General features: G+C 60.6%; 13 protein-coding genes. 6 read left to right on the forward strand and 7 right to left on the reverse strand.

Translation table 11 applies throughout. The annotated features are described in order from the left end of the window. Positions 1-259 precede the first annotated feature (259 nt). From IV89_RS00595 to IV89_RS00605, 3 genes are read right to left on the reverse strand one after another with little or no spacing between them, the layout of a single operon-like run. The gene (locus tag IV89_RS00595; protein ID WP_037941496.1) at positions 260-1144 is read right to left on the reverse strand and encodes a type II secretion system protein GspK; all 885 of its coding nucleotides are present in this window, start codon (positions 1142-1144) and stop codon (positions 260-262) included. Beyond that, entirely contained in the window at positions 1141-1668 is a 528-nt protein-coding gene (locus tag IV89_RS00600; protein ID WP_051843794.1) for a type II secretion system protein GspJ, read from the reverse strand. Before IV89_RS00600 ends, IV89_RS00595 begins: the two co-directional genes overlap by 4 nt. Next, the gene (locus IV89_RS00605) at positions 1665-2837 is read right to left on the reverse strand and encodes a penicillin-binding protein activator (protein WP_308811046.1); all 1173 of its coding nucleotides are present in this window, start codon (positions 2835-2837) and stop codon (positions 1665-1667) included. The genes IV89_RS00600 and IV89_RS00605 overlap by 4 nt, the downstream gene beginning before the upstream one ends. Between IV89_RS00605 and IV89_RS00610 the strand changes: the two genes are divergently transcribed. Next, positions 2795-3460: a type II secretion system protein N gene (locus IV89_RS00610; protein ID WP_146152940.1), complete on the forward strand. Its 666-nt coding sequence runs from the start codon at positions 2795-2797 to the stop codon at positions 3458-3460. The genes IV89_RS00605 and IV89_RS00610 overlap by 43 nt on opposite strands. On the opposite strand, the gene gspF is transcribed toward IV89_RS00610, so the two are convergent. The 4 genes from gspF to gspL are packed head-to-tail and all read right to left on the reverse strand — an operon-like array spanning position 3457 to position 7701. Then, positions 3457-4674, reverse strand: coding sequence for a type II secretion system inner membrane protein GspF (gene gspF, locus IV89_RS00615; protein WP_037941500.1), 1218 nt, complete (start codon positions 4672-4674; stop codon positions 3457-3459). The genes IV89_RS00610 and gspF overlap by 4 nt on opposite strands. After that, positions 4674-6206 (reverse strand): ATPase, T2SS/T4P/T4SS family, encoded by a 1533-nt coding sequence (locus tag IV89_RS00620; protein ID WP_037941501.1) that lies wholly within the window; start codon positions 6204-6206, stop codon positions 4674-4676. Before IV89_RS00620 ends, gspF begins: the two co-directional genes overlap by 1 nt. Continuing rightward, the gene (locus tag IV89_RS00625; protein WP_037941503.1) at positions 6203-6658 is read right to left on the reverse strand and encodes a type II secretion system protein M; all 456 of its coding nucleotides are present in this window, start codon (positions 6656-6658) and stop codon (positions 6203-6205) included. Before IV89_RS00625 ends, IV89_RS00620 begins: the two co-directional genes overlap by 4 nt. Next, entirely contained in the window at positions 6655-7701 is a 1047-nt protein-coding gene (gspL, locus tag IV89_RS00630; protein WP_037941504.1) for a type II secretion system protein GspL, read from the reverse strand. The genes IV89_RS00625 and gspL overlap by 4 nt, the downstream gene beginning before the upstream one ends. 181 nt (positions 7702-7882) lie before the next feature. On the opposite strand from gspL, the gene gspG reads away from it, so the two are divergent. From gspG to gspD, 5 genes are read left to right on the forward strand one after another with little or no spacing between them, the layout of a single operon-like run. Continuing rightward, positions 7883-8368: a type II secretion system major pseudopilin GspG gene (gene gspG / locus IV89_RS00635; RefSeq protein WP_051843795.1), complete on the forward strand. Its 486-nt coding sequence runs from the start codon at positions 7883-7885 to the stop codon at positions 8366-8368. Then, a complete protein-coding gene (locus IV89_RS00640; RefSeq protein WP_037941505.1) occupies positions 8365-8847 on the forward strand; it encodes a prepilin-type N-terminal cleavage/methylation domain-containing protein in 483 nt (160 codons plus the stop codon). Before gspG ends, IV89_RS00640 begins: the two co-directional genes overlap by 4 nt. Then, a complete protein-coding gene (gene gspI, locus IV89_RS00645) occupies positions 8844-9206 on the forward strand; it encodes a type II secretion system minor pseudopilin GspI (protein WP_051843796.1) in 363 nt (120 codons plus the stop codon). The genes IV89_RS00640 and gspI overlap by 4 nt, the downstream gene beginning before the upstream one ends. Then, complete coding sequence (locus tag IV89_RS00650) at positions 9203-10078, forward strand: type II secretion system protein N (protein ID WP_037941506.1); 876 nt, start codon at positions 9203-9205, stop codon at positions 10076-10078. The genes gspI and IV89_RS00650 overlap by 4 nt, the downstream gene beginning before the upstream one ends. 47 nt (positions 10079-10125) lie before the next feature. Beyond that, the gene (gene gspD, locus IV89_RS00655; RefSeq protein WP_005848548.1) at positions 10126-12021 is read left to right on the forward strand and encodes a type II secretion system secretin GspD; all 1896 of its coding nucleotides are present in this window, start codon (positions 10126-10128) and stop codon (positions 12019-12021) included. The last annotated feature ends 17 nt before the right edge of the window (positions 12022-12038 follow it).

Below are 12038 nucleotides of genomic sequence, written 5' to 3' on the forward strand. Positions count from 1 at the left end.
TTGTGGTTGTGGCCGGCTTTCTAGTCGCTTGTGGTAGCAGCGGCGGACTAAACGGCATTTCCAAATTGGGGGCCGATTTTGTGCGCGCCTTCAACCAGGATCGCAATGCCCAGCCGATCTCCCTCGCGGGGGTCACAGTGCCACGGTTCCCGACGAGCGAACCTTTCAACCCCTAGGTTGATTGGCTCCTTTTCGGGGGTGTGAGAACAAGAAAGAGGCGCGGCCGCTCCATAGAGTGGCCGCGTTTCGCATTTTACCCTTAGGGACGGAAGGGCTTTGGGGCAGGCAAGCTCCCCTTCGATCCCAGATGCTTTGAAAAGCTGCGCTCGATCGCATAGGTGTCTTTTCGCCCCAGCTTGTCTTCGCGCAGCAGCCGGGACGTCAGGATAACCGTCGTGCCATCGACTTCTGCGCGGCTTTCCACATCATAGACGTCTGACGTAAAACCAATGCCGTTCAGCGCGACAATGCCGGCGTCGGTCACGTCCCCGCGCGTGAGGAAACCGTTTTGTTCGCGCCGCTTGACCAGTTGTCTTGCGGCGGTTGGCGATCCCAGCACTGCCGCGATGACCGCTTCACTTGCGGTGTTGATGTTCACATCTCCGGGTTGCGGTAGCAGGCTGACGTTGGGGGCCAGTATTGCACGCGTCGGCGCGTCCAAAAGCTCGACCTCGGACAACGCGCGTATGGGGCCGCGGCGGGAAATTCGGTCGTTGATGTCCAATGCCACACTGTCGGGCAGGTCCAGAGATTTGACCAGCCGCGCAAGGATTTGCTGTTGCGAGAGGCGCCCCGCTGCAAGCCCGTTCAAATCAAACCGCGCTTGGGCATCTGACACGCTGATCGCAAAGCTACCCGTCTCTAGTTGCACTTCTTCTTGTGCTGCCAACGCCCATGGTTCGGCCATATGATCCGTCTCGGGTGCGACGTCCATATCCCGGCGCAACGCCACGATAATCGAGGTCTCCGCGCCCAAGGCCAGCGCCTCGGCCTGGGTCGCTGCGGCTGCTCGCTGGGTGCGTTCCATCAGGGATTCTTGCGAGGTGAACATCAAGACAACGATCGCAGACCCCAAGGCGAGCGCCACCAACACGTTGATCAACACGACGCCGGCGTCCGGATATCGTATACCGGCGCGGCTCATCGGGGCGCAGGGCGGGTCAAAGACGAAAGCCGCCTCAGACTGCCAATTCCATCAATGTCCACGCGCATATCCACGGCCAGCGCTTCGCTCTCGCTGTCGGGGAGGGGCCACGTTGAATGCCAGTTACGATCCCTATCAAGCACGCGAAACGTCAGCGCGCTGACATCCAGTATCAGGGTTTGCCGCAACAGATCATCCGCATTTCGGGGGCCTATCTCGCGGCTAAGCGTATTTGCATCGTGCAGATACTGGCGTCTGGTCTGGCCATCATGCCCGAGAGTGGACAGGACCCCATCCCGAAGCGTCACCGTACCGGGGTCCGCCTGCACGATATCGCGCCCGAAGACCAGCAACGCCCGATCCAATTGTGCCAGATGCTCGAGCCGGCCATCGGTGCGTTCGCGGACACGCAAGATCGTGTCCAGTGTGGTAAACGAGGCAATACCCACCAAAGCGAAAAGACTAAGAGCGACCAGCATCTCGATCAGGGTCACGCCAGCCTCTTGGTCGCGGATGACGGTCATGCCCCGGTAGAGCCAATCAGGTTATTCGCACCGGTTGTTACGCTCAGGATAGCCAGCCCGCGTGCGCATTGTCCGTCCTTTTGGAAACGGTAGGGGCCGACGACCCCGTCGAAACCGGCGTCGCGCAGCAGCCCTTTGCGGTTCTGCTGGCCGATGCGACCAAGAATTCGCGCCATTTCGACGGCATCAAAGGCCAACCCGCCAAGCACACCCGCCTCGGTTTCACTGAACGCGGTAAAGGCCGTAGCAAAGGCTTCGAAACGAACAGGGTCGGGTGCGGCAAACCAACCATCCTGCAATGCGTCGATCCGGTAAGGCGTGATCGATGCCCATTGTTCCGAGCCAAGCAGCTGCACCCCCGCGCTCTTGATCGCCGCGGCCTGTTCTTCAAAGGGACCACCCACAACGGGCAGATAAACCGCATCTGGCAGCGCACCGCCGTTCGCGGCCCGGATCTTGTCGATCAGGCCAGCGGCGGATGCGGCAACAATCGCTGGCGGAGCGGTACCCCCTGTCGCCGCGACGACGGATTGCGCTGCCTGCGCGGACAAGGCACCAAATGGCCCCGGAGGAACAACAGTAACAACGTTGCGCTTGCCGCGGGTTGCCGCGAAGCCGAGGATCGATTTCGCTGATTGCTGCGGTGTGATGCCGAATACAAACAGGTTATCTCCGGCGATAGAGCTGTCGTTCGACAGTGAAACAACGGGCGTACCGCGCCCGACAGCTTCGGCGACTGCGCGGCTCTGGCCTGAGAAAAGCGGACCAAGTAACATCTTCGCCCCGCCGTCCATCGCTTTTTGCGCGGCAGCAACGGCTGTTTCGGGGCTATCGCCAGCATCGACCACCTCGACCTCGGCCCCTGGGCCGGTCGCGTTGCCGCCAAGGCTTGCGGCTGCCAGCATGATCTGTCCTAATGACGCACGCGGGCCGGTAAGCGGGGCCAGCAAAACGGCCTGTCCTACCGCATTTTCAGGCGGCAGTTCAGTGTCACCTGTCAAAGACAACCCGCCGCAGCCCGATAAACCAATGAGCGCCGATGACCCACCAAGACCCAACAATACCCGCCGCCGCGACAGAGGGGAAAAGGCACCGGAAGTCACGGTTTCGATGGATCTTGTCGGCTGTGCTTTTGGCATCTTTTGCATTCCTCGTTTACGTGACGACATTGATTGTCACCCTCCCGGCATCGGCCTTGCGCCGTATTGCCGTCATCCCTGCTCCGATTACTGACCTGTATGGCGGCCTGTGGGAAGGGCGTGCTGTGTTGGACGGTGGATATTCGCTGGATTGGGACCTGCGCGGCTGGCCTTTGTTCGCTGCTCGCGGGGTTGCGGACTGGACCTTGCAAGGGCCCGACACCCAATTGACAGGCGTTGCGACCTTTACCCCAGCATCCATGAGCGCGACGGACATTGTGGGGCGTATCGGGCCCGGTTTGGTCGACCTGATCCCCGGGGCCGCATTGAAAAACTGCACGTCGCAGGCCGTCGTCGATGTGCAACGGCTGAGCTGGCGCAAGGGGGCCGCTGCTGCTGCGGGCGCGGTTCTGATCAGCGAAGGGCGGTGCAAAGATCTATTGGGGCGCGACACAACAGTGCCACAGATGACGTTGGACCTGACAACCCAAGGCCGCGACGCCATAGCAATATTGACGGACCGTGACAGCACGCTGGCCAAGGTCACGGTGACAGGGGAACGGCGGCTGATCGCGCGCATTGAGCCCGAAGGCGCCGTGCTTGTGCCGGGCATGCCGACGAGCGGGCCGATGATCATAGAAATGCCATTCTAATTCACCAGATTGTTGAGGTTAACGATCGGCAGCAGGATCGAGAGCACCAAAAGCATCACGATCCCACCCATGATCAGCAGTACGGCCGGTTCGACCAGTGCCACCAATGCGGCTACCAATGCATTCAGATCACGCTCCTGATCGTCGGCTGCGCGGGTCAGCGTTGTCCCCAGCACGCCCCCCGCTTCGCCACTTGCGATCATCGCGATCAGCATCGGGGGGAAGACTTTGGCATCGTCCAGCGCCCGTGAAAGCGCCGTCCCTTCGCGTACGCGTGCCGTGGCTTGGGCGACTTTTTCGCGGACGTGCAAATTTGGCACGGTCTGCGTAGCAGCGGTCAAGGCATCTACAAGCGGCACGCGGCTGACGGTCAAGGTTGCCAAGGTACCCGCAAACTGCACCGAGTTTGTCTTGAGAGAGAACCCTCGCGTCAGCACCGAACGCGATAGAAATCGATGCCAGCGCAGCCGCATCGCCGGTTGCCGCAGCAGGCTGGCCCCGCCAAGGATAATGGCAGCGAGAACGCCGAGTATTGCAATACCCCACGCATTGATAAAATCACTTACCGTAATCAACGAACGGGTGAGGAACGGCAGCTCCGCCCCGCGAGAGGTGAAAACGCGCACGATGTCAGGCACCACAAAGGTCAACAGCGCGACGATTACCGCAAGCGAAACGACGGCAAGGATCGCGGGATACAGCAACGCAAGCTGCACCGTCTGGCGGTTCTTTGCGCGGGTTTCCACGAAGCCGGACAGATGTTCCATCACTTGGCCGAGCTGCCCCGAGGTTTCCCCCGCAGCGACCGACGCACGGTAAAAGTCGCCGAACACCTGAGGATACTCGCCAAGCGCCTGCGCAAAGCTGCGCCCGTCAAGCACCGAGGCGCGCAGGTTCAACAACAACGATGTAACAGCAGGCTTGTTCTGCTGGTCTGCCACTGTCTTGAGCGCTTGCTCCACACCGATCCCCGAACCGATCAGCGTGGCAAGCTGTCGGGTCAGTAGGGTCAGCGCGCGGCGCGAAATCTTGGCCCTGCCAAATCCCGCCCCCTTCGTCGCTTTCCCCTTTTTTGCGACGGTTGGTTCAACCGACAGCGGCGCGAGGTTGCGCTGGCGCAGACTGCTGCGCGCGGCGGCGGCACTTGCGGCCTCTATGATCCCCTTGGTCGACTTGCCTGCGGGCGTCATCGCTTCATAGGCATAGGCTGGCATTATTCATCCTCTTGTGATGCGGCAAGCGATATGCTGGGTTGCGGTGGGGCACCGTCGTGGATGGCGCGCGCGACTTCCTGTGCAGTGGTGAGGCCCAAACGCATCTTGGCGATGCCGTCGTCCAGAATGCTCGGGCCGCGATCCCGCGCCGCGGCGATCAGCTCGGCTTCGGATCGCCCTTCGTGCATCTTGCGTTCAAGCGCGCCGTCGACCTCGATAATTTCATACAGCGGCAGACGTCCGCGAAAGCCACTGGCTTGACAGGTATCGCAGCCAAGCCCCTTCTTCACGATCTCTCCGGGCTTAATCTTTTGCCCCAAAAGATCGCTTTCCGCCTGCGTGACCTCGTGGTCGCCCAGACAGTCGGCGCAATTGCGCCGCACCAGCCGCTGTGCGATCAGCCCGCGCAGCATAGGAGCCAGCAAAAATCGTTCGACACCCATTTCGACCAGTCGAGACACGGCACCGATGGCCGTGTTGGTGTGCAAGGTCGAGATGACCAGATGCCCGGTCATGGCGGATTCCACGGCGATCTGTGCCGTCTCGCGGTCCCGGATCTCGCCGACCATAATCACATCCGGATCTTGCCGTAGAATGGCGCGCAACCCTCTGGCAAAGCTGAGATCAGTCTTTGCGTTGACCTGCATCTGGCCAACACCGTCCATCGTATATTCGATCGGGTCCTCGACGGTCATGATGTTGCGCTGCCGATCATTCAGCATATCCAGACCAGCATAAAGCGTCGTGGTCTTGCCCGAACCGGTCGGTCCAGTCACCAGCACCATCCCATCGGGCAAGGACAGGATCCGTTTCAGCACCGTATTATCGCGATCCGACAGGCCAAGATGGTCGATCCCACGCAATGTCTGCCCCCGGTCCAAAAGTCGCAGCACCACGCGCTCGCCAAATTGAGAGGGGATCGTCGAGATGCGCACGTCCAGGTCATAGCCTCCGACCCGCAACGAAACACGGCCGTCCTGCGGAAGGCGTTTTTCAGCGATGTCGAGTTTGCCCATCACCTTGATCCGGCTGACAAGCAGCGGTGCGAGTGCGCGTTTCGGGCTGATTACCTCGCGTAGAATGCCGTCGACCCGAAAGCGCACCAAAAGTCGCCGCTCCTCCGTCTCGATATGCACGTCAGACGCGCCTTCCTTGACCGCCTCCAGCAGCAGGGCATTGATCAGCCGCACCACGGGCGCATCGTCGTTTTGGGCCAGCAGATCGTCGATCGAAGCGGCCGTGTCCGCCAATGAGGCCAGATCATCGTCTGCATCCGCGGCCACCTGCGCCGCCTCGGACGCGGAATCGCGGTAGATCGTACCAAGAGCCGCTTCAAAATCGGCGGGCGATATTTCCTCGAATGTCACAGCGGTGCCAGACACGCGCTGTGCTTCGATCAGGGCTTCGAAAGAGGCATCATGGCGATATTGGCAGCGTGGCTCCGCACGGTCTTCAGAGGCAGGTAATAGAATGACCCCTTGGCTTTGCGCGAAACCATAGGAAAGGCGGGTCTGGGTGCTGGCATGGGTCATTGCAACGATCCTAAAAGCAAACGCGCCGAAACACGGCCCGGTGCCGGGCGCCGATCCACCTCGAGCGCCTCTACCCTCACGTCGTGCTGCTCTTCCAGATCAGAGAGCCACAGCAATATGGTCGCAAAGGGCGTATCGTCCAAAGTGACCCGGATGCTGTCGTTTTCAGGCTCAATGCGCCGCAGGGTCAGGTTTGCCACGGATGCCGAGGTGGTGATCCGCGTGGCAAGAGGCGTCTCGTTGAGCGGTTGCAATGACACGATCGTGTCTACGGACGCCAGCGCAGCTGTGTCCTGAACAAGGCGAAATGCTTGAATGTCTGCGCGCGCTTCGGCCTGCGCCCGTTGCAGAGGCGCCCATAGGAATTGATAGCCCACAACCACGATGGCGAGAGGTAGCACAATGCTCACCAGACGCCTTTCACGCGGGTTGAGCGCGGCAAAAGCTTTCATCCGCCATCCCCTCTCGCGATCCGCATTTCGACCTCTGCACCGCCATCGCCCGCTGTGGCGGCACCGCTGCGCACGGCAAAGCCCGATGCCTCTAGCGTCTGCTCGATGCCTTGCAGGTCGTCCAGGCCCGGGCTCTGCATGAGCACCACCAATGTATTCTCTGACGCGCCCCATGCCATGCGCCTGAAACCAACCGGCGCGTCCGTCAGCACGCGTGAGACATCGCTGAGCAGGGGCAAAAAGCTGCTTTCCGTTGCAACCACCTGCGCGGGTGTCAGGCGTGCGAGAACGGGGCCAACCTCTCGGGTTAGGGTCATGCCGGGCAGGATGTCCGAAATGGCCAGCTCTGCAGCGCGGCGCTCTGTCTGTGCGATCTGAGAGAGTGTGCGCAGGTTCAAAGCCGCGATGGTCATGTGCAGCGCTAACGCAGCCCCCACAGCGACGGCAGCCCACTTCCACGCAGCCAACCCCCGTGTTGCAGCCTTGCGCGGCTGAGCGAAGCTGAAGGCCACGTCTATCGGGTCCGGTGGGGGTGGTGTGGCTGACAGATTTTCGGCTGGAAGATCCGCTCCCAACGGCTCACCAAGCGCGCGCAGCGACGGCCGGCCAGCGCGCTGCCATAAAAGCGGCAGCATATTCACATTGGCGGCAAAACCCGTCCCGTCAGAACAGCGCACAACCGCACGATTGCCTTCTTTCCAGACGGCCCACGCGGGACCATTGTCGGACGGTGGACGGGGGATTAATAGATATTCGGGGAGGTGCGGCGCGTCTTCCTGTGTCACCTGCGTCATCACGTCATTGGACAGGACAAACGCCAGGTGATCCCCGGGCGACGCATCGGCAAGCGGGCCTTGGATGATCTGGACGGACTGCAGCGGTGCGGCAATCCGCTCTTCGACAGCAAAGGTGATCAACGCCTGCCGTTGCCGCGCATTGGATCTGGGTACATGAACGATAAAACTACTGACGTGTTCTGCACTGACCGGACGGGCGGCCAGCCCGTCAACCTGCGGGCAATAAAGTTCGGCCCGTGCAACCATGGCCGAATTTCTCGTGGTCAAAGGCACTTTTAAAGCGTCAGACGCGGGCAGCCGTACAGGGCGCTCCGAGGCGTTTAAATCTGGCGTAATGCCTTGACTTATCACGAAAAATTACCTTTTCAATCGTCCCGTTGTTGCCATAGTATACGGAAAGCCACGTAACAGATAGGGAAACAGTTTCATGCGTCACTGGAAAATGCTGGGGGGCCGCACCGCGTCCGACCGCAGCCGCCGCGACGGTGAAGCGGGCGTAACTCTGATCGAGATGATGGTGGTGCTGGTCATTATCGCGCTGGTGGCGGCGATCATCGTGCCCAACGTTATCGGGCGCCCAGACGAAGCACGGGTGACCGTTGCGCAGTCCGACATCCGCGCAGTCGGCTCGGCGCTCGAACTTTACCGCTTGGACAACCGCACCTATCCCACGACCGCACAGGGATTGCAGGCCTTGGCCGTGCGTCCCACCGCGCCGCCCGAACCCCGCAACTGGGTCGCGGGTGGGTATCTGACGGCTGTGCCGATCGATCCTTGGGGGAATGATTACATCTACGTCTCTCCGGGTGCGAATGGCGGGTTCGATCTGATGTCGCTTGGGGCAGATGGGGCGCCCGGCGGCGAAGGGGTCGCGGCAGATCTGGCACATGGGCAGCTGCAGGCCAGCAGGTGAAAACCACGGCCGCCCCTGACCGACACCAAGACGCGGGCGTGACGCTTGTTGAGGTGCTTGTGGTACTGGTGTTGGTGGGAATAATGGCCGGGATTGTCGGGCTTAGCATCGGCAGCGGGTCACGTGGTGATATTGCCAAGCAAGAGGCCGACCTTCTTGTCGCCAGGCTAAATCGGGCAGCGGACGATGTGATCCTAACGGGGGTGCCAATGGGCTTCGTTTGGGGCGCGGAGGGCTATAGGTTCGATGTCTATAACGGGGAAATCTGGGTGCCGCATCCTTTACCAGTCCTGAAAGAGCCCCATCTGCTGGCCGGTCGCACGCGGATCGTTGGAAGTGATGGCGCGATCGTCGTTTCCACGGATTCGCGCCCGACTGGGGATAGCCCCTTGTCGCTTGAACTGCGTGCGGGTGACGGCGCGGCGGAGTATGTTCGGTTCGACGGCGTCAGCGCGGCGCATCTTCAGGAGGTAGAATGACACGTCAGGACGATGCAGGGTTCACGTTGATCGAAGCGCTGGTGGCGATGGCCGTCCTTGCCTTGGGCGCCGTATCGCTGCTGTCGGCCACGCAGGGGCACAGTAAACGCATCGCTGATCTCTCGGATCGGGTCGCGGCACGGTGGGCCGCCGAATACCGCCTTTCAGAAGTCCGGGCAGGGGTGGTAATCGGCGCAGAGCCGCTTGAGGTATACGGCATTGAATTCGATCTCGACGTGACGCGCCGGCCGACCAGCGACCCCGACGTGCAGGCCGTCTCTGTCGGCAGCGCCGTTTCAGGGACGGATCGGGTTTTGTATATTCTGGATGGATATGTCGCATCAGGAGGCCCATCATGACGCGCTTTGACCATGTGGCGAAATGGATTCGATTGGGCGTGATCCTGACGGCCGTTTCCAGCGTGGCCGCGGCGGGTGCCGAAGCGACTTGGCGTGTGCTGGGCCACGATCGCGTTATCCCCCCTATTGCGAAGCTTCGCCCCCCCGCACAAGAGCCCGAGGCACTGCCCGACCTTGCGCCTGCGCTGGCTCTTGCGCCGTTCGGCGCTGCGGAAGTCGCGGTGGCAGATGCTCAGACGGCCGCTATTCCGCAGACCCTGATCTTGCTCGGGGTCATCGTACGTGATGATCCGACCCGCTCGCTTGCATTGCTGCGGTCGGACACGACTGAAGGCAACTATCGCATCGGCGATGAGGTCGTCCCCGGTACGATGCTCACCTCTATTTCACAAAACCATGTCACCGTGCTGACAAAAGACACCGAGAGCCGTCTTTATTTTGCAGGTGCGGATCTGGTCGCCGATGGTCCGCAAGTCCCGACAGGCGCGGAACGGCTGCTGGCGCTTATGACCTCTGGGCAGGGTAGTTCCATCAGTGAACAGGTGGATGCAGCTGCACGCGCTCAGCCCGTGACAACACAGGATTACATCGACATGTGGCGCGACCGCATCATCGCCAACCCCGCTGAGGTTCTGGATACGATTGGCTTGGTGCCAGGGGAAAAAGGATATACCATCGCTGAAAAGCACGACGTAGGCGTAAACCGCGCCGGTCTGAGAGCAGGTGACATCGTGACAAGTGTAAATGGTGAAAGCGTCGGCAATGTCGATCAGGATCGGGAACTGTATGACGTGATCGCGGCGTCTGGCTTGGCCCGTATCGAAGTCGAAAGGAATGGCCGAACGATCGTTATGTCATTTCCGCTGCAGTGAACCTTGCGCTTCGCCATATAGCAGCCTTTGCCCTCGCAGTTTTACTGATGCTGCCCGCCCCTGTGCGCGCTCAGGAAACCTTTGTCATCAATCTGCGAGACGCAGACATCTCTTTGCTCGTTGAACAGATTTCCGAAATAACCGGCCGCACCTTGGTGCTTGATCCGGGGTTGGTGGGAGAAGTGACTGTCGTCTCTGCCGAGGCGCTGGACAAAGAAGGCGTCTGGTCGTTGTTCCAATCCATTCTGCGTGTGCGCGGATTCGTTGCCGTTCAGGCTGGATCGATCTGGCAAGTGATCCCGGAGGCCGAAGCGCGCACTGCGAGCGGACCTAATCTTGGCGAAGAAGTCATCGCTGGCAGTCAAGACTTCGTCACCGAGATGTTGCGCCTGAACCGGCTGCCCTCTGCCGAAGCCGTGCGCGTCCTGCGCCCGCTTGTCGCGGAATCGGGATATATCGAAGCCGTCGAAGATCCTAATGGCGTGGTCATTACCGATACCCGCGCCAATGTGGACCGGATCATGGCCATCGCGCGCAGCTTTGACGGAGATGCCCTTGTCCGCTCTGAGGTGCTGCGCTTTCGCAGTGCCGATGCGGTCACCGTCGGCAGTGCTATCCTAGAGGTACTTGGTCAAGCGGGCACAGGCGCGCGCCTGTCCGTTGATGCAGGGTCCAATCTACTGCTTGTCCGTGGCACGCCCGAAGACATTGCAGAAATTCGCAGCCTTGCCATCGCCATGGACGTTGCGCCACGTAAAGACCCCCGCGAGGCCGTCGCTACCACAGTTTTCAACCTCCAGTATGGCGACGCGCAGATCATTGCAGACATCATCAAAGGTACGGTGGGGGATGCCACCGACATTACCAACGCAGTTGCCGCCGATGTGGGCGCACAATCAGCCGAAGCCACGTCGGACGGACAATTTGTGCCGCTAAACCGCGTCGTCGCCCCGGATGCTGTCAATATCACCGCCTCTGTCGAAACGAATTCTATCGTTGTTCGCGGCACTGCGGCGCAGGTTCAAGAAGTCGGGCAACTCGTTCATGCCCTTGATGTGCGTCGCCCGCAGGTGATGATCGAGGCAGCTATTGTCGAAGTGTCCGGCGAGGTCGCAGAGCGGCTTGGGGTCCAACTGGGGCTTGGCCCGAATGTGCCGAACGGAGCAATCGCCGCCTCGAACTTCTCTAATGGGGGAGGGGTATCGCTGGGGTCCGTGCTTGCTGCTGTTGGTGTCCCCGCCGGCTCGGCCTTGTCTACGGGACTGACGCTTGGTGCCGGTGGCAATGACTTTGGTATTTTGGTGCAGGCCCTGTCGCAGTCTACGAGCGCACGGCTTTTGTCGACGCCATCGGTCACGACGCTGGACAATGAACCCGCGACCATCGTCGTCGGCCAGAACGTTCCCTTCCGGACGGGTAGCTTCGCCACCGATGGGAATACGGCGACCCCCTTTACCACGATTGAACGACGCGATGTCGGCATCACGATGAATGTCGTGCCCCGGATCACGGCCGGAGGTGTGGTGCAGCTGGTCATCGAACAGGAAATATCGAGCCTAACAAATGCCAATGTTGAAGGTGCCGCGGATCTAGTGACCAACCGGCGGGTGATTAATACAACCGTAATGGCCGACAACCGCGGAACAGTTGTGCTTGGTGGGCTGATAACCGACGACCGCATCAACGGCAGCAGCAAGGTGCCCGGTCTTGGCGATCTACCGGTGGTCGGAGAGCTTTTCAAATCGCGTAATGCCCGCAATACCCAGCGTACACTTTTTGTCTTTCTAAGACCCACGATCCTGCGCAGCCGTGAAGATATCACCGAGGCTTCTTCGCGCCGGTTCAACCGCCTGAAAGCAGCCGACGCCACACAGCAGCCTAGAACGATCCTTAAAAAACAAGAAGTACAGCAGTTGCCTTTGGAAATTCAGGGTTTGTATTGACCCAAGCCAGTGGCACT

Origin of the sequence: Sulfitobacter sp. CB2047 (genome assembly GCF_000735125.2) — a bacterium.
Classification (GTDB): Bacteria; Pseudomonadota; Alphaproteobacteria; order Rhodobacterales; family Rhodobacteraceae; genus Sulfitobacter; species Sulfitobacter pontiacus.

Bases quoted from the DNA above. Each gene is read 5' to 3' on its own strand.
- IV89_RS00625 (WP_037941503.1), bottom strand. From the start codon at position 6,658: ATGAAAGCTTTTGCCGCGCTCAACCCGCGTGAAAGGCGTCTGGTGAGC.
- IV89_RS00600 (WP_051843794.1), bottom strand. From the start codon at position 1,668: ATGACCGTCATCCGCGACCAAGAGGCTGGCGTGACCCTGATCGAGATG.
- gspI (WP_051843796.1), top strand. From the start codon at position 8,844: ATGACACGTCAGGACGATGCAGGGTTCACGTTGATCGAAGCGCTGGTG.
- IV89_RS00620 (WP_037941501.1), bottom strand. From the start codon at position 6,206: ATGACCCATGCCAGCACCCAGACCCGCCTTTCCTATGGTTTCGCGCAA.
- IV89_RS00595 (WP_037941496.1), bottom strand. From the start codon at position 1,144: ATGAGCCGCGCCGGTATACGATATCCGGACGCCGGCGTCGTGTTGATC.
- IV89_RS00650 (WP_037941506.1), top strand. From the start codon at position 9,203: ATGACGCGCTTTGACCATGTGGCGAAATGGATTCGATTGGGCGTGATC.
- gspD (WP_005848548.1), top strand. From the start codon at position 10,126: ATGCTGCCCGCCCCTGTGCGCGCTCAGGAAACCTTTGTCATCAATCTG.
- gspG (WP_051843795.1), top strand. From the start codon at position 7,883: ATGCGTCACTGGAAAATGCTGGGGGGCCGCACCGCGTCCGACCGCAGC.
- gspF (WP_037941500.1), bottom strand. From the start codon at position 4,674: ATGCCAGCCTATGCCTATGAAGCGATGACGCCCGCAGGCAAGTCGACC.
- IV89_RS00605 (WP_308811046.1), bottom strand. From the start codon at position 2,837: ATGTCGTCACGTAAACGAGGAATGCAAAAGATGCCAAAAGCACAGCCG.
- gspL (WP_037941504.1), bottom strand. From the start codon at position 7,701: ATGGTTGCACGGGCCGAACTTTATTGCCCGCAGGTTGACGGGCTGGCC.